We start from the raw sequence: 21,746 nt of genomic DNA on the forward strand, positions 1-21,746 counted from the left end.
GCGCGGGGCGCCGCACCCCGCAACAGCCCCTGACCGCAGGCACGTTGGACGGCCGCCCGGCGGGCGCTCCCCGGCCGACGAGCCGGCCGCCGAGGCACTGCGCCGGACCCGCGGGCTGCTGCGGGCGATGCCCGGCGATCCCGGGCTGCGCGCGGTCTGGCACCGCGTCCACCACGACTCCGAGGAGGCGCTGCGGCCGGTCCTGGCGCGGCTGACCGGCGCGGACCCGCTGGCGGTGCGGCTGGCCGCAGCCGCCGCCAACACCGCGATGCGGGTCGCGGTCGAGGAGTGGGCCGCGGGCGAGGAGCGGCCGGACGGCCCGCACGGACCCGGCGCACTGGTCGTCCGCGGGATGCGCGCGCTGACCGCGGGACTGCCGGAGCTGAACAGGTGTCACAAGTAGCCGGGCGCTTCACAACTGGCCCGGACCTTCGGCCAATCGCCGGAGATCGAAAACCGCCCGAACGACCGGTCGGCGGCTGGATTTCTCCCCCGCGGACCCGCCCGCGCACGTGACGGGGGCACCGGCCCGGCCGCATCCGCGCTGGCAGCACCCCACCCTCCCGCACTCGGCTCCCCCGCATCCCGAACCGATCGCGCCATTACCCTCAGCTTTCACCCAACGACCGAAAGTGAACGCCCTGCGTGCGTTTGAGATGCAGTTGGGCCAGACTCCAGTCCGGCATCTGAACCCACGAGCAAAGGAGTGTTCGTTATGCGGTACATCACTGGGGCGATCGCGCTCGGCGCGGCGCTGGTCCTGGGGTCGCTCGCCACCACCGCACAGGCCGCCACCGCGCCGGTGCAGCCCGCGCGGACCGGCGGGCTGTACGCCCAGAGCGAACTGGTACTGACGGTCGGTCAGGGCGCCAGCCGCGCGACCGCCACGGAGCTGCGCGCGGCGACCCTCAGCTGTATGCCGGGCGCGTCCGGCACCCACCCGTACGCACAGGCCGCCTGCACCCAACTGCGCGCGGCGTCCGGCGACTTCACCGAGGTGGCGGAGACCGAGAGCGGCCGGATATGCCCCAAGATCTGGGACCCCGTCGTGGTCACCGCGGACGGCGTCTGGCAGGGCCGCCGCGTCTCGTACACGCACGTCTTCCCCAACGCCTGCGAGATGGCGGACCACGACACGGTCTTCGAGTTCTGACCGACCGCCCCCCAGCACCCATGCCACCGGCCCCCGGACGACGCAACCGTCCGGGGGCCGGTGCCGCATCATACGTGCGGAGGTCAGCCGATCTGCGTGCCGGTGGCCTGGAGGGCCGCCGGAACCGGCTGGAAGAAGGTCTCGCCGCCGTTGGTGCAGTCGCCGCTGCCGCCGGAGGTGAGGCCGAGCGCGCTCTCGCCGTCGAAGAGGGCGCCGCCGCTGTCACCGGGCTCGGCGCAGACGTCGGTCTGGATCAGGCCGTCGACCGTGCCTTCCTGGTAGTTGACGCTGGCGTTCAGCGCCTTGACGGTGCCGTCGTGGACCTGGGTGGTGCTGCCGCTGCGCTGCACCTTCTCGCCGACGGTGGCGTCCGCCGCCTTGGTGATCTTCTGGGTGCTGCCGTTGTAGAGGTCGACCTCGCTGGGGTGGTCGGTGTTGCCGGTGTACTTGGCGATCGAGTAGTCGTTGCCCGGGAACTTGGACGTCTCGGTGGTCGCGATCGTCTGGCCGCCCTGCTGGTCGGACCAGTCCTGGACGGCGTTGCCGCAGTGGCCGGCGGTCAGGATGTACGGCTGGCCGTCCTTGGTCACGTTGAAGCCGAGCGAGCAGCGGGCGCCGCTGCCCCAGATCGCGTCACCGCCGGCGATGAGGGGCTTGAACTCCCCCTTGGTCCGGCGGAGTTCGACCTTGTCACCGAGGCCCTTGGCGACCTTGGCGAGCTGGTCCAGCTTGGCGCCCTTGACCGTGCGGTCGGCGGTCACCACGACCTTGTTGCTCTTCGGGTCCACGCCCCAGGCGGTGCCGGGGATGGTCGCCTTGGCCTTGAGCGTCTGCCGGGCCGAGTCGAGCTGGGCGAGCGAGTACTTGACGAGTCTGGCCTCCGCGCCCTTGGCCCGTACGGTCTTGGCCGCGGCCTCGTCGACGACGTTGACGACGAGCTTTTGGGCCTTGGCGTCGTAATAGGCGCCGGCCGTACCGGTCTTGAGCTGGGATGCCAGGGTGGTCGCCGCGGCCGAGGTGAGCTTGGCCACCGTGGGGGTGGGGGCCGGGGCGGCGTTGGCGTTGGCGAGGGTGACGGTCGCGGTGGTGGCGAGGGCGAGCGCGCCCGCGCCGGCCAGCATCGCGCGGCGGTTGGGTATGCGTCGGTGCTTCAACTCAGAGCCTCCCGTGGGGGGATGGGCCCGGACTGGGGGGAGAGCACGGGCCCGAGAGTGAGGAATCGGAGCACAGACGGGTCGGCCCCGCAACGGCATCTCGGGGAGTCGCGTCCATGCCAACGTGCAGGAGCCGAGTATTCCCACCCGCCACACTCGTGCACAAGACCGAGTTCCGGTCTCGAGTACGGGAGTTCACGTTTTCATCACACGTTGGTCACACCGATATCTGCGCACTCCGGTCCTGAGTGCGGACATCAGAGGGTGCGCCGGAGCGCCGCCGGAGCGCGAAGTGTGAGGGCCGCACCTGTCCGGAAAATGACGGCGCGCAGCGCGCGAAATCGCCGTACGCGCGCCGTCCACGAGGACGGGCGCGTACGGCGATCAGCGGGAGGCGGCGGGGCCTACGACAGGTTCTCGGCCTCCGGGAGGTCCTCCAACAGGGGCAGTTCGCCGTCGACGGCGCCGTTCTCCACCGGAGTCGGGGGCGGGGCCGGGGGCGCGGCCGGACGCTCCGCGCGCGCCCGTTCGGTCTCCGCCTCCGCCTGGACCGTCTGCGCCTGGGCCTGGAGCCCGGAGCGCTCCAGGAACCGCAGCAGCTCCACGGGGAACGGCAGGACCAGGGTGGAGTTCTTCTCGGCGGCGACCGCCACCACGGTTTGCAGCAGCCGCAGTTGCAGCGCCGCGGGCTGGTCGGACATCGCCGCGGCGGCCTCGGCCAGCTTCTTGGACGCCTGGAGTTCGGCATCGGCGTTGATCACGCGGGCCCGCCGGTCCCGGGTCGCCTCCGCCTGGCGGGCCATCGAGCGCTTCATCGTCTCCGGCAGCGAGACGTCCTTGATCTCGACCCGGTCGACGCTCACGCCCCAGCCGATGGCCGGGCTGTCCATCATCAGCTCCAGGCCCTGGTTGAGCTTCTCCCTGTTCGACAGCAGGTCGTCCAGTTCGCTCTTGCCGATGATCGAGCGCAGCGAGGTCTGCGCCATCTGCGAGACCGCGAAGCGGTAGTCCTCGACCCGGACGACGGCGTCGGCGGCGTCCACGACCTTGAAGTAGACCACCGCGTCGACCCGGACCGTGACGTTGTCGCGGGTGATGCCTTCCTGCGCGGGCACCGGCATCGTGACGATCTGCATGTTGACCCTACGCATCCGGTCGATGCCGGGGATGATCATGTTGAAGCCCGGTCCGCGCACCTCGGAGGTCAGCCGCCCCAGCCGGAGCACCACGCCGCGCTCGTACTGCTTGACCACCCGCGCCGCCGCCATCAGATACACCGCGCCCGCGGAGGCCAGCGCCACCCCGGCCGCGACCAGTTCTTCGACCATCACGGCCCCCTGAAGTGTGCCGTTGCGTCGCCCGAGTCGCTTTTGTCTCCCATGGTAGGCCCGGCCCGGGGAGCGGTCGAGGCTCGCGGCGGGCCCGGGGCCGGGCCCCGTCGGCCGGTCGGCGGGGACCCGCGCCGGCCGGCGGCCGGTCAGTAGACGCTCACGCCGTACGCGCCGAGCGCCTCGGTGACGGGCTGGAAGTAGGTGCTCCCGCCGCCGGTGCAGTCGCCGCTGCCGCCGGAGGCGAGGCCCAGCGCCGTGGTCCCCGAGTAGAGGGGGCCGCCGCTGTCACCGGGCTCGGCGCACACCGTGGCCCGGAAGAGGCCGGAGACGATCTCGCCGCTGCCGTAGTTGACGCTGACGTTCAGGGCGGTGACCTTGCCGCTGCGCACTCCGGTGGTGGAGCCGCGGCGGGTGACCGACTGGCCGACCACGGGGTTCGCGGCCCGGGTGATGTCCTGGTCGCCGACCGTGCCGTCGTGCGCCACGGACGCGTTGGTGTACTTCACGATGCCGTAGTCGTTGCCGGGGTAGCTGGAGCCGGTGGTCGGACCGATGTCCGTGGTGTTCGCGGAGTTGGTGTACCAGGGCGGTTTCCCGTCGGTGCAGTGACCGGCCGTCAGGAAGTAAGTGGTGCTGCCGCCACGGACGTTGAAGCCGAGCGAGCAGCGCCGGCCGGGGGCGTAGACGGCGTCGCCGCCGGAGATCAGCTTGCGGATCCGGCCCGCGGTGCGCTCGATGCGGACCGCGCCGGCGTTGCTGCCCGCGGCCCGCCGGATCCTGGCGATCCCGGCCGGGGAGACGGTGCTGCCGACGGTGACGACCAGGGTGCGGGTCGCGGGGTCCACCCGCCAGGCGGTGCCCGCGACGTCCGCGGCGCGGACCGCGTCGCCGGCGGCGGTGAGCTGCGCGGCGCTGAACGTCCGGGCAGGGGCCGGGTCCTGGGCGCCGGCGGCCGGCCCGGCGCCGGCGCCGGCGGCCACCAGGCCGGACGCCACGGCGATCAGCCGGGGGCGTCTCGCCGCGCCGCCGCGGGGGACGGTGCGCTCGTTCCTCACTGATTCCTCCGAGGGGGATCGGGGACCGCCGGCGGGCGGCCGGTGAGGCGCAACCGAGGGGCGGACGGATGTCCGCACAGGGGGAACTCGCGGGGTGGCTTCTGCGCACCCCCGACACGCGCTCGCTGACCGGAGTGTCCGGTGCGCCGTCCCCGGGGCACAAGAGGGCCTCCCCCCTCTCACGCGGCGTGCGCGACGCCCCCGTGCGCCCGTAACGCGCCGCCCCGGCAGACGCGTTGACGGCCGCCGGGGCGGCGCGGCACCTCCTGGGGCCGGCGCGGGACAGTGGACGAGGCGGTGCCGCTCCCCCGCCCGCAGCACGAACGGCAGGGCGTCGCCGGGCGGTGGGAAGGGGCGGCTGAAGTGGTCGGTGAGCCAGTGGGTGCCGGACAGCGCGAGCGCGCCGTACGGTGCCAAGACCGCGGCGGTGCGCCCGACGCGCCGGTCCTGCCCCTCCTGGGGCGCGTCCCTTCGGGATGTGGTCCCGGTCATCTCGGTCGGTCCTCTCCCGCCGGACGTACCGGGTCGGGCAGCCCCAGGTGGGAGCGCAGCGTGGTCCCGGTGTATTCCGTGCGGTGCACGCCGCGCTCCTGGAGCAGCGGTACGACCCGGTCGACGAACGGGTCGAGGCCGCCCGGTTCGGTGTGCGTGGTGGTGACCGCCGGGACGAGGCCGATCCTCCCCCGGCCTCCGGCCGGGGGACCCCCAGGTGGCGGGGGCGACCCGGGCGAGGACGGCGAGCGCGTCGAGCCCGGGGCCGGCGAGGTCGTCGCCGAGGGTGACGAAGTCCAGAGTGCCGCGCTCGGCGAGCCGGGCGAGCGCGACGTGGTGCGCGGCCTCGTACGCGGGCGGGGCCTGCGGGGCGTCCAACGCGACGGCGAGGTGCAGCGGGCGCGACGGCCGCGTCGCCGGTGCCGCAGGAGGTGAGCAGGACGGAACCGGCGGCGAGCGCAAGGGCGGCGGCGGATCAACGGAGGTCTCCTCGTGGTCGGGGCGGGGTGCGCAGGTGTCGGGGCCATCGCGGTCACAGGACCTTGGCGAGGAAGGCTCTGGTGCGCTCGTGGCGCGGGCGGTCCAGGACCTCCCCGGGCGGGCCCTGCTCGACGATCCGTCCGCCGTCCATGAAGACGACGGTGTCGGCGACCTCACGGGCGAAGCCGATCTCATGGGTGACGACGATCATGGTGGTGCCCTGGTCGGCCACGTCCCGGATGACGTCGAGGACTTCGCCGACCAGCTCCGGGTCGAGCGCCGAGGTCGGCTCGTCGAAGAGCAGCAGCTCGGGTTCGAGGGCGAGCGCCCGGGCGATGGCGACCCGCTGCTGCTGGCCGCCGGAGAGCTGCTTGGGGTAGGCGCCGGCCCTGTCGGCGAGCCCGACCCGGTCGAGCAGCCGCTCGGCGGTGCGGACCGCCTCCGCCTTCGGCCGGCGCAGCGCGGAGACCGGCGCCTCGGTGATGTTCTCCAGCACCGTCAGATGCGGGAAGAGGTGGAAGTTCTGGAACACGAAACCGATCCGGGTGCGCTGTTTGAGGATGTCGCGCTCGCGCAGCTCGTGGAGCCGGTCGCCGGACCGCCGGTAGCCGATCAGCGCGCCGTTGACGCTGATCCAGCCGCTGTCGACCTTCTCCAGGTGGTTGATGGTGCGCAGCAGGGTGGACTTGCCGGATCCCGACGGGCCGAGTACGACGGCGACTTCGCCGGTACGGACCTGGAGGTCCACCCCCTTCAGCACGCCGAGCGGGCCGAAGCTCTTGTGGACGGACCGGACCTCGACCATGGCGCTCATCGCCCGGCCCCCTTGGCGTAGTGGCGTTCGACGTAGTACTGGAGGGCGGAGAGCACCGTCGTGAGCAGGATGTACCAGGCGGTGGCCACCATCAGCAGGGGCACCACCCGGCCGTTCCGTCCGTAGACGACCTGGACCTGGTAGAAGAGTTCGCCGATCGCCGTCACGGAGACGATCGAGGTGCCCTTGAAGAGCGAGATCACCTCGTTTCCGGCGTTCGGCAGGATGGCGCGCATCGCCTGCGGCAGCACGATCCGGCGCAGCCGCCGCAGCCGGGGGATGCCGAGGGCCGCCGCGGCCTCCGACTGCCCGCCGTCCACCGCCAGCACGCCGGCGCGGACGGTCTCGGCGATCGCCGCCCAGCGCCAGGGGTGGCGTACGGGCACGACCTTCAGGGCCGACGGATCGTCCGCCTCCGGTGGCCCGGCGCGCTGCGGGGCGGGCGTCCCGGCGACGGCGGAGCCGGCGGGCGGATCACTGGTCAGCGGCATGGGGGTCCTCGGGGGTGAGTGCGGGGACGGGTACCGGCGGGGCGGCGCGGTCCCGGAGGAAGGTGAGCAGGGCGCGCGCGCTCGCGTCGTTCTGCCGGAAGGCGGGCGCGTTGGTACGGGGGCGGGCGAAGGCGCCGCCGGCCCGCGCGTCGGTGTGCGGGCCGAGGGCGAAGCGGCGCGGATGCGGGCGGCCGGCCCGGTCCAGGATCCGGCCGTCGGCGGGGTCGACGGCCAGCAGGCCGGCGGGCGTGGCGAGCGCGCCCTCGGCGTGCAGGGCGCGCAGCAACCGGTCCCGGGTGTGCACGACGGTCGGCTCCGGCAGCCGCGCCTCCACCAGTGCCCGGGCCACGACCGACTCCCCCGGCACGCTCGCGCCGGTGGCGCGGAACACCCCGTGGGCCTCATCGGCGGTGACGGTGAGGCCGGCGCCCAGGAAGCGCACCACCCCGGCCCGGGAGAGCGCCAGCAGCTGCCGCAGCCGCGGCCCCGGCGGGCCGGAGGCGAGGTAGCTGAAGAAGCCGTGCCACCAGGGGCCGCGGTCGCCGATCCGGATCAGCTGCCCGTAGACCGACAGCAGCGCGAGGAAGACCGCCAGGTCGGGGCTGTGCGCGGGGTCGTGGCGGCGGGCGAGGTCGGCCTCGATGTAGCCGCGCAGCCCCTCCTGGAGGGCCGCGCCGTTCTCGTAGCGCACCCCGTCCAGCGGATGGTCCAGCGCGTCGAGGTCGAGCCGGTCGGCCGGGTCCGGGACCGCGGCGGCGACCAGGGCCTGGAGTGCGGCGCTGCCCGGGTCGGCGGCGGCGTACTTCTCCTCGAAGTCCGGCCGGTGCATCCGGGTGCGTTCGGGGTGCGCGGTGAACAGCCGGTGGTAGTGGGCGAAGCCCAGCTCCTTGTCGATCAGCGGCCAGACGTCGCTCCGGAAGTCCGGACCGCCGGGCCGGGCCAGCAGCTCGTCGACCTGCCGCGGCCCGAAGAACCGGGGCAGCGGGGGCCGTTCACCGGTCGGCCGGTATCCGATCTTGGAGTGGTACGGCACCCCGCGCCGCGATCCGACGTACAGGACCGGTTCGCGGCCCGACGGCCGGTACGTCAACTGCCCGTCGGCGCCCGCGGTGTACGTACCGCCGCGCCCCTCGGTCAGCAGCACCATCAGGTCGACGAAGGCCAGCCCGAAGCCGCGCACCAGCACCGGCTCGCCCGGCCGCAGCGCGCTCAGATCGCTGTCGGCGGTGAACGCCGGCGGCAGGTGCGTCAGCCCGTGCCGGGCCGCGAAGTCACTCAACTCCCGCTGCCCCTCGGAGAGTTCCGACTCCAGATGGCCGAGCGCCAGAACGACCAGATCGGCCCGCAGCGGGGTCGGGCGGCCCTCCAGCCACACCTGCTGGCACCCGTCGCGCGGTCCGGAGATCCGCAGCGCGGTGCGCCGGTGCTCGTGCACGGTGACCCGTGGCGGCAGCGCGGCCACCGCGTCCTCGTACACCCAGCGCAGATACGCGCTCTGGAGCCGGCGCCCGGCGAAGTCCTGCGGCCCCAGCGCCGCGATGGCGCCAGCGACGTCCGGCGCGACCGGGATCCCACCGGCCCGCACCGTCCGCGCCCACTCGGCGAGCGAGGGGCCGGGCCGCACCGGCCCCGCCAGCTCGACGCTCTCGTCGGTGAACATGGTGACGTCCTCGGACGTGGAGTTCATCCACAGCAGCGGCGACTGGTCGCGGCGCCAGATCCGGCCGCCGCCGGGCGGGTGCGGATCGACCAGATGCAGGTCGAGCGGCGTATCGCCGTAGAGCTCGGGGGCGTTGGCGGCGATCCGCTCCAGGATTCCGGTGCCCCGCGGGCCGGCGCCCACGATCACCACCGACGGCCGTACGGCGCCGCGCGCGGCCGGGCTCACCGGGCACCGGCCGTACCGCGGGCGTAGTGCCGCTCGACGTAGTGCTGGCCGACGCCGAGGACGGAGGTGACGACGACGTACCAGATGGTCGCCACCAGCAGCAGCGGGATCACCTGGTAGGTGCGGTGGTAGACCAACTGGACGGAATAGAGCAGGTCCTGGACCGCGATGACGCTGACGATCGAGGTGCCCTTGAGCGTGCCGATCAGCATGTTCCCGGCCGGCGGCACGATCGACCGCATCGCCTGCGGCAGCACGATCCGGCGCAGCCGCCGCCAGGCCCCGAGGCCCAGCGACTGCGCGGCCTCCAACTGCCCCTTGTCGACGGACAGGATGCCGCCGCGGACGACCTCGGCGGCGTAAGCGGCCTCGTGCAGGGTGAGTCCGATGACGGCGACGGTGACCGGGCCGAGCAGATCGACCGTGCGGACGCCGAGAACGACCGGGTACAGCGCACCGATGTTGAACCAGAACAGCAGCTGCACCAGGATCGGCATCGACCGGAACAGCCAGACATAGCCCCATGCGACGCCGCGCAGCACGGGGTTGCCGGACAGCCGCAGCACCGCGAGCAGGGTGCCCACCGCGAAGCCCAGCACCATCACCACCGCGGTCAGCCAGAGGGTGAGCCCCAGGCCGCGCAGCACGGCGTCGGTCAGGAAGTAGTCGGCGACCACGCCCCATTGGAAGGCGGGGTTGCGGACCACGGACGTGACGGCCAGGGCCGCCAGGACGAGGACGAGGACGGCCGCCGCCCACCGGCCGGGGCGGCGCCGCGGCACGATGCGCGGTACGGCAGCGTCCGCGCCGGGCGGGGCCGCGGCGGGTACGGCAGGGGCGTCGAGGGTGTCGGAAGGCATGCGAAGGCTCCGTGGACGCGTCAGATCGAGCACGGGAGTCGAGCGCCTTCACACAGGCAGAACGGGCCGCGCCCCTCAGCACGACCGGCCCTTGAGGCTATGGGGTGAACACGGCTTGCTGTCAAGGGCGTCCGGCCCGCTGTCCGGACTCTGAGCGAGGGATCACGTCGCGGTTGACGCGGAAACGGATGCCTGTTCCACTTAGTCGCATGTATCCATGGCAGCGGCTGGTCACCCGCGACCACATCGACTTCGGTCGTGTGTGGTCCGCGTCCTGTTGAGCTGACCCCCTGCCCTGAAGCCCGCCGCCCCAGGCCGGGCCGTTTCACGGTTCTCCCGGTCCCTCCGGTCCGCCCGGCTGTTCCGGATCCCCCTTCCCGCCGCGCGCCTTCACACCCCGCGCCCTCGTAGGGCGCACCCCTCCCCTCGTTCTGTCCCGTTGTCCCGACCCGACCCTCGCACTCTCTTCTCGGCCTTCCCCGTCCCGTAACCTCCCTTCCTCCGGAGCGCTCGTACGCCGTCGCGCGCCGCCACTGGCCACGGAGGCGACTCGATGACCGCCGCGCCACGCCGGTCGCCGGCGGCGCCTTCCGCCGCTACGACCCGGATACCGCCGAATTCAAACGGATCCGGACCCGCTCCGCGCACCGCCGGCGCGGCCTGGCCCGGCGCGTCCTGGACGCCCTGGAGCAGCACGCCGCCGACCGCGGCTACACCCGCGTCCACCTGACCACCGGCCCCCGCCTACCCGAGACCAAGGGCCTTTGTCTCGCCGCCGGTTACCGCCCGCTGTTCGACCTCACCGCCGCACCGGAGTCGATCGGCCCGCTGCCGTTCGAGAAGCACCTGGAGATCCCGCGACCATGACCACCCGCAGCCCCCGGACACCCCCGCCCCTCCCCCACTCTCGGCTTCGCTCAAGCGGGGGGACCCCCATCCTCGCGTCCCGCACCGCCGCGCTGCTGGCCACCGCGGTGCTGTCGCTCACCGCCTGCGGTACGGGCGGTGCGGCGTCCGGCGCCAGGGACGCCGGGCCGGCCGCCGCCGACGCCCGGATCCCCACCGCGGACGTGGTCTCCACCGTCCGGAAGGACCCGGCCGCCGCACGGCTGCTGCCCGCCGGCGTCCGCGCCCGCGGCACCCTCTCCCTCGCCACCGCCGTCGGCACCCTGCCCGGCGCCGCCTACCTGCCCGACGGCACGACCCTGGCCGGCCAGGACATCGACTTCGCGGACGCGGTCGGCCGGGTCCTCGGCCTCCGCCTCCACCGCGAGGTGGCGAGCTTCGAGGCGATCCTCCCGGCCCTGGACAGTGGCAAATACGACCTGGGCACCGGCAACTTCGGCGTCACCGACGAACGCCGCAGGACCATCGACTTCGTCACCTACGTCAACGACGGGCAGGGCTTCGCGGTCCGCACCGACAGCCCGCTGAAGAAGATCACCGCACTGACCCGGCTGTGCGGCCTGACCGTCGCCACCGGCGCCGGCACCACCTTCGAGACCACGCTGGAGGAGAACGCGCACCTCTGCAAGGACGCCGGGAAGAAGCCGTACGACGTCAGGACGTTCGCCGAGCAGGGCGCGCTGTGGATCTCGCTCCAGCAGGGCCGCACCGACGTCGTCATGAGCACCGTCAACGGGCTGCGCTACGCCGTGAAGCAGCAGCCGGGACTGCGGTTCCTCAACGAGTTCAAGCGCCTGGACGTCGGCTTCGCCTTCAAGAAGGGGACACCGCTGGCGCCCGCCTTCCAAGCCGCGGTCAACCGCCTGGAGAAGGACGGGACCTACGACCGGATCCTGGAGAAGTGGGGCACCGCCCCCTCGGCCATCGCCGCCTCGCGGATCAGTCCGCCGGAGATCCGCTGACCGCAGGGGCGCGCGACCGCCGGACCGCCCGCCCCGTGGCCGCGCACGCTCCGCGCGCCGGCGTCAACGACACTCCTCCGGACCAGTCACCCGATCATCGGGATACCCAGACCCGCGACCAAGACCGCCGACATATGCCCTGGTCCCACCCGCGAACCTACCCACAGGTCCGATCCCGTCAGCTCCGGCCACAAGTCGACAACCGCGGACTGGCACCGACCGTGACCCCCGTCGTACTGTCAGTTCACCGCCGGGGCACGCAACCTGACGGCGCACCACCCTCTTTGCACCAGATATGTCACGAACCCCCCGTGCGGCGGCTATCCACTTGGCACACACTCGGCCTCATGAACGACGATAGGGGCGGACAGAACACAGACACCGCGGGTGAGAGGAGGCGTCAATGGGATCGGTGCGCAAGGCGAGTGCCTGGCTTGGCCTCGTCGACGACAACGATGACGAGCGCTACTACGACGACGACTACGCCGAGGGACCCGAGTCCGCGGACTCGGGTGGCAATCCCTGGGTGACCGACCCCCGGGTCCGGGTGGCCGACGAAGCCGCCAAGGACCAGGGCACCCGTATTGCCACGGTCACCCCGGCCTCCTTCCGGGACGCCCGCGGTATCGGCGAGCTCTTCCGGGACGGCGTCCCGGTGATCGTCAACCTGACGGCCATGGAGCCCGCCGACGCCAAGCGCGTGGTCGACTTCGCCGCGGGCCTGACCTTCGGCCTGCGCGGCTCCATCGAGCGGGTCGCGACCCGGGTGTTCCTGCTGACCCCCGCCGACTACAAGGTGGTCACCGGCGAGTCCCGCGCCCACCGCAACGGCGGCTTCTTCAACCAGAGTTGATGGGCGTGGGGTCTTTGGCCGGGGGTCCGGGCGCCGGCCGCCCGCGGCACCGTCCCTGGCAACGGCAACGGCAACGGCAATACCAGCGAGCAGCGGCAGGACCGCTCACCGGAAGGCGTCGAGCCCGGTGAGCGCCTTGCCCAGCACCAGCTGGTGCATCTCCGCGGTGCCCTCGTAGGTGAGCACCGACTCCAGGTTCGTGGCGTGCCGCATGACGGGGTATTCGAGGGAGATCCCGTTGGCTCCGAGGATGGTCCGGGACGTGCGGCAGATCTCGATCGCCTCCCGGACGTTGTTGAGCTTGCCGAAGCTGATCTGCTCCGGACGCAGCGTCCCCGCATCGCAGCGCCGCCCCAAGTGGTGTGCGAGGAGCACCCCTTTGTGGAGTTCCAGCGCCATGTCCGCCAACTTGGCCTGGGTGAGCTGGAAGCCGCCGATGGGCCGGCCGAACTGCTCGCGGGTGCGCGCGTAGTCGACGGCCGTCTCGAAGCAGGTGCGCGCCGCCCCCATCGCGCCCCAGACGATCCCGTAGCGGGCCTGACCGAGGCACCGCAGCGGGGCGCCCAGCCCCTTGGCGCCGGGCAGCACCGCGTCGGCGGGCAGCCGCACCTCGTCCAGGACCAGTTCGCTGGTGACCGAGGCGCGCAGCGACCACTTGTGCTTGATCTCGGGGGCGGAGAACCCCGGGCTGTCGGTCGGTACGGCGAAGCCGCGGATACCGTCGTCGGTGTGCGCCCAGACCACCGCGACGCCGGCCACCGACCCGTTGGTGATCCACATCTTGCGCCCGGTCAGCACCCAGTCGGAGCCCTCGCGCCTGGCGTGGGTCCGCATGCTCGCCGGGTCGGAGCCGTGGTCCGGCTCGGTCAGCCCGAAGCAGCCGATGATCTCGCCGGACGCCATCCCGGGCAGCCAGCGCTGCTTCTGCTCCTCGGAGCCGAACCGCCAGATCGCGTACATGGCCAGCGAGCCCTGGACGGAGACCAGCGAGCGGATGCCGGAGTCGGCGGCCTCCAGCTCCAGGCAGGCGAGCCCGTACTGGACATGCGAGGCGCCGGCGCAGCCGTAGCCGGTGAGGGACATGCCGAGGGCGCCGATCGCGCCGAGTTCGCGGGCGAGTTCGCGGATGTCGGGCAGCTCGCCGCGCTCGTACCAGTCGGCGATCTGCGGCAGTACGCGGTCGGCGGCCCACTGGCGGACGGTGGCGCGGACCGCGCGGTCCTCGTCGGTGAGCAGATCGTCGATGCCCAGGGGGTCGCCCGGGTCGAACGGCGGAAGCGAGGACGGCGTTGCGGACATGGCGGGGCCTCCGGCGGATTCAGCGCTCGCGCGAAAAACTAGCAGTGGTAGTTACGCGCGTCCGACGGTACGGCCCCGGGCGCCGCGCGGGCAAGGGTCACCGCCGCGCGGCGGGGCGTGCGAAGGCAGGGGCGGAAAACCTCAGCGGCCGGTGCTCGCCGGGGCCGGTGCCCCCTCGCGCCCGGCGGCCGGCGCACCGTCGCCGGCGGCGGCCTCTCCCTCGGCCTCGGCCCGCTCGGTGGACTCCGCTGCCGCGCGCGGCAGCCGCAGCGCGATCCCCGCACCGACGAGCAGCAGCAGGGCGCTGGCGACGAGGGTGACCCGCAGCCCGTGGATGAAGGAGTCCCGGGCGGCCAGCCGCAGCGCCTGCCGGGCGTGCTCCCCCAGTCCGGCCGCGACCTTGTACGCCTCACCGAGCGAATGCGACGCCGAGCGGGCGGCCGTGGCGGAGACGCCGCCGACCCGGTCCAGGCCCGGTGCGTACGCGGCGTTCATGACGCTGCCGAGCAGCGCGACACCGATCCCGGCACCGAGCTGGTAGGCGGTCTCGCCGAGCGCCGCGGCGCCGCCCGACTGCTCGGCGGGGGCCTCGCTGAGCATCGACTCGTACGCGCCGAACAGCGTGGACTGGAAGCCGAAGCCGAGCAGGACGAAGCCGAGCGACAGTTGCCAGAAGCGGTCCTGACTGCCCAGCGCGGTCAGCGTCAGGACCGCGGTCGCGGTCAGTGTGAAGCCGCCGGCGACCATCGCCCGCGGGCCGAGCGCCTGGAGCAGCTTCGAGCCGGTGAGTCCGGCGGCCATCGCGGAGAAGACCAGCGGCAGCATCCGCAGGCCGGTCTCCAGCGGGCTCAGCCCGAGGACGAGTTGGAGGTACTGGACGGCGATCAGCTGGAGCCCGACCAGGGCGAGCATGGCCAGCACGATGCAGGCGATGGAGGTGCCGAACGCGGGCCGGGCGAACAGCCGCATGTCGATCAGCGGGTGCTCCCGGCGGCGCTGGCGGCGCACGAAGAGGATCAGCAGCAGGGCACCGAGGACGATCGGCAGCAGCGTGGTCAGGCCCACCACGGGCGCGCCGCTGCCCAGCCGCTTGACGCCCAGGACGATGCCCAGCACGCCGAGGGCCGCGACGACTGCGCCGACCACGTCCCAGGGGCCGTTGCGCTCGCCCCGCGACTCCGGCAGCAGCCAGCGTCCTATCAGGAACATCGCCGCCATCATCGGGATGTTGATGAGGAAGACCGACCCCCACCAGAAGTTCTCGACGAGGAAGCCGCCGAGCACCGGGCCGACCGCGGCGCCGACCGCGGCCACCGCGCTCCAGACGCCGATGGCGACCGCGCGCTCCCGCCGGTCGGGGAAGACCTGGCGCAGGATCGACAGCGTCGCGGGCATGATCATCGCGCCGCCGATGCCGAGCAGCGCGCGGGCCGTCATCAGGATCTGCGGATTGGGCGCCAGCGCGGCGGCGGCCGAGGCCAGCCCGAAGAGGCCGTAACCGAGGAGCAGGATGCGGCGGCGGCCGACGCGGTCGCCGAGCGTGCCGAAGAGGATCAGCAGCGACGCCGCGATCAGCGGGTAGATGTCGACGATCCAGAGGAGCTCCACCGGACCGGGCCGCAGGTCCTCGGTGACGGAGGGCACCGCCACGTACAGGATCGTGGTGTCCAGCGCGACGAAGAGCAGGCTGACGCAGAGCACGGTCAGCACGGTCCAGCGGTTCACGCCGCCGCCTGTGTGCCGGGGAACTCCCCCCGTCCGCCCCCTGCCGGACGCGGTCGTCCCTGACATCCAGTACCTCCTGTCATGCGCTCGCCGTCATGCTCTCGCGGCCACGGACCGGGGCGCGAAGACGCCTCGGGGAAACCGGTGGCACGGGCGAGTTGAGACGTCAGACTACGCGAGTCCACCTGGGGCCCGCGTGGCCCACCTCACGGTGAGACGCTCGTCGCAGCACCGGACGTTGCCCGACCCGCCGGGGTCGGACGCACTTTTCCACCTGGATAATCGACCCCGATGAACGATCTTGCCTCCGCCGCCGCTCCCGGCCGCACGCTGTGCCCGCCCGCCGTCCGGGCCGCGCTGCGCCGCGCCGCCCCCGGGCTGGCGGCGTACGCGGCGGTCCGGCTGCTGGGCCTGGTCGTGCTCATGGTCTGGTCGGCCGCGAACGGCAAGGACTGGCACACCCTGCTGACCGCCCGCTGGGACTCCCTCTGGTACACCCGGATCGCCGAGCAGGGCTACGGCTACACCGTCCACCTGGCCAACGGCGCCGTCCACTCCAACCTCGCCTTCTTCCCGCTGCTGCCCTGGCTGGAGCGGGGCCTGTCGGCGCTCACCCCGCTGTCCGCCGCGGACGCCGGGATGGCGGTGGCCTGGTTGACCTCGCTGGCCGCAGCCTGGGCGCTGTACGCGACCGGGGAGCGGCTGCACGGGCCGCGGGCCGGGGTGGCGCTGGCCGCGCTGTGGGCCGCGCTGCCGGTCGGGATCGTGCAGTGGATGGCGTACTCGGAATCGCTGTTCACCGCGCTCGCGGCCTGGGGCGTGTACTGCGTGCTGACCGGCCGCTGGGTGTGGGCGGGCGTGCTGGCGTCGCTGGCCGGGCTGACCCGGCCGGTGGGCGCCGCGGTGGTCGCCGCGGTGTGGATCACCGCGGCGGTGACGGTGGTGAACGAGCGGGCCGGCGGCGTCCGGTTCCGCGCCTTCCTCCGCGGCCCGCACCGCCGGATGCTGCTCGGCGCCCTGCTGGCACCGCTCGGCTGGTGCGGCTACTTCCTGTGGGTCGCCGCCCGGCAGGGCTCGCTCACCGGCTATCTCGACGTCCAGGCCGGCTGGGGCAACGGCTTCGACGGCGGAATCGCCTTCGGCCACTTCCTCGGCCACCAGCTGACCGGGCCCGCGTTCGCCGCCGGCCTCGGGCTGCTGATCGGCGTCGCGCTGGTGATCTGGCTGTATGTGCACGGCGTACGAAAAGGCCAGCCGCTGCCGCTGGCGGTCTACGGCGGGACGGTGCTGCTGCTGGCGCTCACCGCCCGGGGCTACTTCGGCTCCAAACCGCGGCTGATGATGCCGGCCTTCCCGCTGCTGCTGCCGCTCGCCGCGGGGCTGGCGCGGTGGCGTCCGGCGCGGTCGTGGCTGGTCATCGGGCTGCTGGCGGCGGGTTCGGCGGCCTACGGCGCGTTCTGGCTCAACGGTTCCGGCCCGCCGTGACCGGAAGATCCCGCTCCGCGATCACCGCTCCGGGAAAACACGCCGCGACACCCGTGCGAATCGCGGATAAACTCAGTCGGCGAAAAACAGATAAGCACGTACGGTGCCGACACGCGGATGACCGGAAGGGAATCCAGCGGTACGGGAATTCTCTTCGAAATCCAGGTCACCGAACGGTGATTGAGACCCATTCCACATCACATCGTCATTACAAAGCGCACGGTTTGACCAAGTGCATACATCACACGCGGTAACGTCGTTTGAGTGCGTACCGATGACAAGCTCGACCAGATGGAGGAGCAGCTCCCGACCGATCGCGTCAAACCCCCCCGCATGACCCGGACCCGCCTGTGGCTGCTCTGGGGCACGCTGGCGGTGTACATCGCGATCGTCGCCGGAGTGCTGGCCGACACCTATCTGGTCACCCTCGACTGGCAGGTCATGTTCTTCCGGCCCTATAAGCAGTGGCCGTCGATCCATGCCTTCCTCGACTACTTCGTCGTACTGGGCCAGCGCGGCCCGACCGCGGTGGCGGTGGCCGCCTGGCTGGGCTGGCGCTGCTGGAAGCAGCGCAACCTCCACCCGCTGCTGGTGCTCGGCGCCTCGCTCCTGCTGCTGAACATCACCGTCGGCGCCGCCAAGCTCGGCATGGGCCGGCTCGGCCCGCACTACGCGACGACGGTCGGCTCCAACGAGATGTGGCTCGGCGGCGATATATTCCCCTCCGGTCACACCGCGAACGCCGTGGTCACCTGGGGTGTGCTGGCCTACATCGCGACCACCCCGCTGCGCCGCCGGACCCTGTCGGTGATCGCCGCGCTGGGTGCGCTGGGCGTCGGCATGACGACCGTCTACCTCGGTACGCACTGGGTCAGCGACGTGCTGCTCGGCTGGGCCGCGGGCCTGCTGGTGCTGCTGGCGATGCCGTGGGTCGAGCCCGGGATCACCTGGGTCGAGGACCGCCTCATGGGCATCCTGCTGCGGCTCTGGCTGCGGCTGCGCCCCGATTCACTGCGCGGTCCGCTGCCGGCCGGCGTGCTGGTCCCCGGGCTCTCCCCGCAGCGGGTCGCCCCGGACGGCGAGGTCCTGGTGCGCGAGGCGGTCGGCGTCGGCCACGCCACCCGCGCCCCGGACGGCTGGCCGCACCACCCGTCGCGCCCGCACACCAGCCGCGCGGAGCGCACCCCGGTCACCCCGTCGGGCAGCCGCCGGCCGCCGCACGCGGACCGCATCCCGCGCGGCGCCGCGCCGTTCACCCCGGCCACCGGCCGCGGTCGCAACGGCACCGGCTGACCGCCCCTGCGCCGCGGGGCCGGTACGCACACCTGTTGCCCCGCGCCGAAGGCCCCGGCCGCTCCCTCGGGAGCAGCCGGGGCCTTCGCCGTGCCGGCGGTCAGCCGGCCCTGTCAGCCCTGGGTCGCCAGCTCCGGGTCAGCCCTGCCAGCTCCGGTGCACCACACCGTCCTCGACCTCGAAGTTGATCCGGCCGGTGAGGTATTCCATGGTGATGACCGCGCCCGGCGGCACCGCGCGGACGGTGGTCCAGCCGCGGGCCCGGGCCCGGTCCTCCGCCTCCTGCCGACCGAGGCCGACATACGCCTCGGCGTCGTCCTGGATGTCGTCGCTGTCGCCGGGGAGGTTCGGTACGGGTGCCATGACAGCCACCGTAGGCGGCCGGGACGGCGCGTGGAAGGGCCGTCCACCGCACACCGCGGTGACCTGCCGGTCCGTCATTGGTCACACTTGTGTCACAGCGAACGCTCCTGCGATTGCCGCAGCCGCCCTCACCCTTACGCGCCGTGCGCTGCCTCAACCGGGTGGAAAACAAAGCGGCCGGAATTCCCTCTTGATCATATGCGGAACACTGTGCCGCCATTTCGGGCAAAGCCGGGCAGCGTGCGGAAATTAATCGCCCGACACTCCCGCATTCCCCTTGCCCGACCCTCTTTTTCGGCCGCCCGAAAATTGGCCATCGAGACACATTCCACACACATTTCCCGCACATCGCCCCGGATGCCCCGGACCCGCCCGCACGGCTCCCGCCCGCGGTCCGCGGGACGCCACCGGAACGGACCGGAGCGTCCCCTCGCCCTGCGCCCCGGGCGCGAGCATGATGACCGGCGCCCCCCCTTCAACCCCGGCCGAACGAAGGTGCAGCCGATGGTCAGCGAGATCTCCCGGCAGAGCGCCCGGCCGGCCGGGGCGCGGCAGCGCGGGACGGTGCTGGCCGACTGGCTGAGCACCACCGACCACAAGAAGATCGGGCACCTCTACCTGATCACCTCGTTCGGCTTCTTTCTCGTCGGCGGGCTGCTGGCGCTGGTGATGCGCGCCGAACTGGCCCGCCCCGGGCTCCAGTTCGTCAGCAACGAGCAGTTCAACCAGGCCCTGACGATGCACGGCACGATCATGCTGCTGCTGTTCGCCACCCCGGCGTTCGCCGGCTTCGCCAACGAGATCATGCCGCTCCAGATCGGCTCCCCCGATGTCGCCTTCCCGCGGCTGAACATGCTCTCGTACTGGCTCTACCTCTTCGGCGGCCTGATCGTGCTGGGCAGCTTCCTGACGCCCGAGGGCGGCCCGGCGTACGGATGGACGGCCTACGCCCCGCTCAACTCCGCGGTCCGTTCCGACGGCATCGGCCCCGACATGTGGATCATGGGGCTGGCGCTGGCCGGTTTCGGCACCATCCTCGGAGCGGTCAACTTCATCGCGACGATCATCGCGCTGCGGGCGCCGGGCATGACGATGTTCCGGATGCCGGTGTTCACCTGGAACATCCTCTTCACCTCGGTCCTGGTGCTGATGGCGTTCCCGGTGCTGGCCGCGACCCTGCTGGTGCTGGAGGCGGACCGGCGGTTCGGCGCGGTGGTCTTCGACGCCCGCTGGGGCGGCGCGCTGCTGTGGCAGCACCTCTTCTGGTTCTTCGGCCACCCCGAGGTCTACATCATCGCGCTGCCGTTCTTCGGCATCATCACCGAGATCATCCCGGTCTTCTCCCGCAAGCCGATCTTCGGTTACGTGATGCTGATCGGCGCGACGATGGCCATCACGGCGCTGTCGGTGATGGTCTGGGCGCACCACATGTTCGCGACCGGCGCGGTGCTGCTGCCGTTCTTCTCGCTGATGTCGTTCCTGATCGCGGCGCCGACCGGGGTGAAGTTCTTCAACTGGATCGGCACCATGTGGCACGGCTCGGTCTCCTTCGAGACCCCGATGCTCTGGTCGGTCGGCTTCCTGGTGAGCTTTCTGTTCGGCGGACTGACCGGCGTCATCCTGGCATCGCCGCCACTGGACTTCCACGTCACCGACTCGTATTTCGTCGTCGGCCACTTCCACTACGTCGTCTTCGGGACGGTGACCTTCGCGACCTTCGCCGGCTTCTACTTCTGGTGGCCGAAGTTCACCGGCAAGATGCTCGACGAGCGGCTCGGCAAGGTCCACTTCTGGCTGCTGTTCGTCGGCTTCCACACCACCTTCCTCGTCCACCACTGGCTGGGCGTGGCCGGTATGCCCCGCCGCTACGCCGACTACCTCCCCACCGACGGCTTCACCACGCTCAACACCATCTCCACCGCCGGCGCCTTCCTGCTCGGCGTCTCCACTCTTCCGTTCCTCTACAACGTGTGGCGGACCACGCACCAGGGCACCCGGATCGCGGCGGACGACCCCTGGGGCTTCGGACGCTCCCTGGAGTGGGCCACCTCCTGTCCGCCGCCGCGGCACAACTTCACCACGCTGCCCCGGATCCGCTCCGAGTCGCCGGCCTTCGACCTGCACCACCCCGAGATGTCCGCGGAGACCGCGGTCACCCCAGTGCCCGGGACAACCGGTCCCTGATCTCCCCTGCCCGGACGGCCAGTTCGGCCGGCTCCCGGATCTCGAAGTCGAAGCCCAGCAGCACGATGTGGACCACCAGCACATCGAGGCTGTGCGCCCCGGTGCGCAGCAGGCAGCTCTGCTCGTCGACCGCTTCCAGCACCCCGTCGTACGGGCCGACGCGCTCCGCGGCCCGCTCCAGCGGCACCCGCAGCAGCACCGTGGCCTGCGTCCGGAACGCGCGCCCGGAGACGCCCCGGGAGACGTACCGGGCGAGGTCCTCGGCGGGCGGGGTGCGCGGTGTGAAGCGTGGCCCGTGCGGCGGGGCGGGGGTGATCCGGTCGGCGCGGTAGGTGCGCCAGTCCGCGCGGTCCACGTCCCAGCCGACCAGGTACCAGCGGCACTGCGCGGACACCAGGCGGTGCGGTTCGACGGTGCGGCGGGTGACCGTGCCGCCGTGGTCGGCGTAGCGGAACCGCAGCCGCTGGGAGTCCCGGCAGGCGTGGGCGAGTTCGGTGAGGACCTGGGCGTCCACCCGGGGGCCGCCGGACCTGCCGAGCATCGGCACGGTGGCGGAGGTGAGCGCCCCGACCCGGTGCCGCAGCCGGTGCGGCAGCACCTGCTCCAGCTTCGCCAGCGCCCGTACGGAGGTCTCCTCGATGCCCTCGACGCCGCCGGACGCCGCGGTGCTCAGCCCGACCGCGACCGCCACCGCCTCCTCGTCGTCCAGCAGCAGCGGCGGGAGTTCGGCGCCGGCGCCGAGCCGGTAGCCGCCGGCCGTGCCGGGCGCGGAGTGGACGGGATACCCCAGTTCGCGGAGCCGGTCGATGTCCCGCCGGACGGTGCGCGGGGTGACGCCGAGGCGGCCGGCGAGGTCCGCCCCCGGCCACTCACGGCGGGACTGGAGCAACGAGAGCAGACGCAGCAGACGCGCCGACGTGTCCAACATGCCCCGAGTCTCCCAGCCTTGGGGACCGCC

Annotated in this window: 17 protein-coding genes and 4 pseudogenes; 9 read left to right on the forward strand and 12 right to left on the reverse strand. The window is 72.5% G+C overall.

Annotated features, from left to right (window positions below):
• Both IEZ17_RS28420 and IEZ17_RS28425 read left to right on the forward strand, forming a co-directional pair.
• Positions 1-403 (forward strand): annotated as a pseudogene (locus IEZ17_RS28420) (TetR family transcriptional regulator); the annotation flags it as partial.
• Between the two features lie 312 nt (positions 404-715).
• Positions 716-1,153 carry a subtilase-type protease inhibitor gene (locus tag IEZ17_RS28425; protein ID WP_189305021.1) on the forward strand — a complete coding sequence of 146 codons (438 nt, stop codon included), beginning with the start codon at positions 716-718 and terminating at the stop codon, positions 1,151-1,153.
• Between the two features lie 83 nt (positions 1,154-1,236).
• Here the strand turns inward: IEZ17_RS28425 and IEZ17_RS28430 are convergent, their stop codons facing one another.
• The 4 genes and pseudogenes from IEZ17_RS28430 to IEZ17_RS44265 form a co-directional block, all read right to left on the reverse strand.
• Positions 1,237-2,307, reverse strand: coding sequence for a S1 family peptidase (locus tag IEZ17_RS28430; protein ID WP_444544828.1), 1,071 nt, complete (start codon positions 2,305-2,307; stop codon positions 1,237-1,239).
• A 404-nt stretch (positions 2,308-2,711) separates the two neighbouring features.
• Positions 2,712-3,635, reverse strand: a complete 924-nt coding sequence (locus IEZ17_RS28435; protein WP_189305127.1) for a slipin family protein — start codon at positions 3,633-3,635, stop codon at positions 2,712-2,714.
• A gap of 149 nt (positions 3,636-3,784) precedes the next feature.
• Complete coding sequence (locus IEZ17_RS28440; RefSeq protein WP_189305023.1) at positions 3,785-4,693, reverse strand: S1 family peptidase; 909 nt, start codon at positions 4,691-4,693, stop codon at positions 3,785-3,787.
• Between the two features lie 488 nt (positions 4,694-5,181).
• Positions 5,182-5,340, reverse strand: a pseudogene (locus tag IEZ17_RS44265) (F420-dependent methylene-tetrahydromethanopterin reductase); the annotation flags it as partial.
• A gap of 7 nt (positions 5,341-5,347) precedes the next feature.
• Here IEZ17_RS44265 and IEZ17_RS28445 point away from each other — a divergent pair.
• Positions 5,348-5,620 carry a hypothetical protein gene (locus IEZ17_RS28445; protein ID WP_189305025.1) on the forward strand — a complete coding sequence of 91 codons (273 nt, stop codon included), beginning with the start codon at positions 5,348-5,350 and terminating at the stop codon, positions 5,618-5,620.
• Between the two features lie 97 nt (positions 5,621-5,717).
• Here IEZ17_RS28445 and IEZ17_RS28450 read toward each other — a convergent pair whose 3' ends face one another.
• The 4 genes and pseudogenes from IEZ17_RS28450 to IEZ17_RS28465 all read right to left on the reverse strand — a co-directional run bounded on the left by IEZ17_RS28450 (position 5,718) and on the right by IEZ17_RS28465 (position 9,718).
• Complete coding sequence (locus tag IEZ17_RS28450; protein WP_308427719.1) at positions 5,718-6,479, reverse strand: amino acid ABC transporter ATP-binding protein; 762 nt, start codon at positions 6,477-6,479, stop codon at positions 5,718-5,720.
• A pseudogene (locus IEZ17_RS28455) lies at positions 6,476-6,838 on the reverse strand (ABC transporter permease subunit); the annotation flags it as partial. The pseudogene IEZ17_RS28455 and the gene IEZ17_RS28450, both read right to left, overlap by 4 nt.
• A gap of 115 nt (positions 6,839-6,953) precedes the next feature.
• A complete protein-coding gene (locus IEZ17_RS28460; protein ID WP_189305030.1) occupies positions 6,954-8,858 on the reverse strand; it encodes an FAD/NAD(P)-binding protein in 1,905 nt (634 codons plus the stop codon).
• Positions 8,855-9,718: an amino acid ABC transporter permease gene (locus tag IEZ17_RS28465; protein WP_189305032.1), complete on the reverse strand. Its 864-nt coding sequence runs from the start codon at positions 9,716-9,718 to the stop codon at positions 8,855-8,857. Before IEZ17_RS28465 ends, IEZ17_RS28460 begins: the two co-directional genes overlap by 4 nt.
• Before the next feature lie 570 nt (positions 9,719-10,288).
• On the opposite strand from IEZ17_RS28465, the pseudogene IEZ17_RS28470 reads away from it, so the two are divergent.
• From IEZ17_RS28470 to IEZ17_RS28480, 3 genes and pseudogenes are all read left to right on the forward strand, one after another.
• Positions 10,289-10,585: pseudogene (locus IEZ17_RS28470) on the forward strand (GNAT family N-acetyltransferase); the annotation flags it as partial.
• The gene (locus IEZ17_RS28475; protein ID WP_189305034.1) at positions 10,582-11,586 is read left to right on the forward strand and encodes an ABC transporter substrate-binding protein; all 1,005 of its coding nucleotides are present in this window, start codon (positions 10,582-10,584) and stop codon (positions 11,584-11,586) included. The pseudogene IEZ17_RS28470 and the gene IEZ17_RS28475, both read left to right, overlap by 4 nt.
• A 403-nt stretch (positions 11,587-11,989) precedes the next feature.
• The gene (locus tag IEZ17_RS28480; protein WP_189305036.1) at positions 11,990-12,439 is read left to right on the forward strand and encodes a cell division protein SepF; all 450 of its coding nucleotides are present in this window, start codon (positions 11,990-11,992) and stop codon (positions 12,437-12,439) included.
• Between the two features lie 105 nt (positions 12,440-12,544).
• On the opposite strand, the gene IEZ17_RS28485 is transcribed toward IEZ17_RS28480, so the two are convergent.
• Positions 12,545-13,738 carry an acyl-CoA dehydrogenase family protein gene (locus IEZ17_RS28485; protein ID WP_189305038.1) on the reverse strand — a complete coding sequence of 398 codons (1,194 nt, stop codon included), beginning with the start codon at positions 13,736-13,738 and terminating at the stop codon, positions 12,545-12,547.
• Between the two features lie 141 nt (positions 13,739-13,879).
• Positions 13,880-15,529 carry an MFS transporter gene (locus tag IEZ17_RS28490; RefSeq protein WP_189305040.1) on the reverse strand — a complete coding sequence of 550 codons (1,650 nt, stop codon included), beginning with the start codon at positions 15,527-15,529 and terminating at the stop codon, positions 13,880-13,882.
• A 225-nt stretch (positions 15,530-15,754) separates the two neighbouring features.
• On the opposite strand from IEZ17_RS28490, the gene IEZ17_RS28495 reads away from it, so the two are divergent.
• A complete protein-coding gene (locus IEZ17_RS28495; RefSeq protein WP_189305042.1) occupies positions 15,755-16,948 on the forward strand; it encodes a putative hexosyltransferase in 1,194 nt (397 codons plus the stop codon).
• 264 nt (positions 16,949-17,212) lie between these two features.
• The gene (locus tag IEZ17_RS28500; RefSeq protein WP_189305044.1) at positions 17,213-18,241 is read left to right on the forward strand and encodes a phosphatase PAP2 family protein; all 1,029 of its coding nucleotides are present in this window, start codon (positions 17,213-17,215) and stop codon (positions 18,239-18,241) included.
• 138 nt (positions 18,242-18,379) lie between these two features.
• On the opposite strand, the gene IEZ17_RS28505 is transcribed toward IEZ17_RS28500, so the two are convergent.
• Complete coding sequence (locus IEZ17_RS28505; protein ID WP_189305046.1) at positions 18,380-18,604, reverse strand: I78 family peptidase inhibitor; 225 nt, start codon at positions 18,602-18,604, stop codon at positions 18,380-18,382.
• Between the two features lie 504 nt (positions 18,605-19,108).
• Between IEZ17_RS28505 and ctaD the strand changes: the two genes are divergently transcribed.
• Positions 19,109-20,788: an aa3-type cytochrome oxidase subunit I gene (gene ctaD, locus IEZ17_RS28510; RefSeq protein WP_189305048.1), complete on the forward strand. Its 1,680-nt coding sequence runs from the start codon at positions 19,109-19,111 to the stop codon at positions 20,786-20,788.
• Here ctaD and IEZ17_RS28515 read toward each other — a convergent pair.
• Complete coding sequence (locus IEZ17_RS28515; protein ID WP_189305050.1) at positions 20,757-21,716, reverse strand: helix-turn-helix transcriptional regulator; 960 nt, start codon at positions 21,714-21,716, stop codon at positions 20,757-20,759. The two genes, ctaD and IEZ17_RS28515, sit on opposite strands and share 32 nt — an antisense overlap.
• Between the last annotated feature and the right edge of the window lie 30 nt (positions 21,717-21,746).

The organism is Streptomyces albospinus (genome assembly GCF_014648695.1).
Classification (GTDB): domain Bacteria; phylum Actinomycetota; class Actinomycetes; order Streptomycetales; family Streptomycetaceae; genus Streptomyces; species Streptomyces albospinus.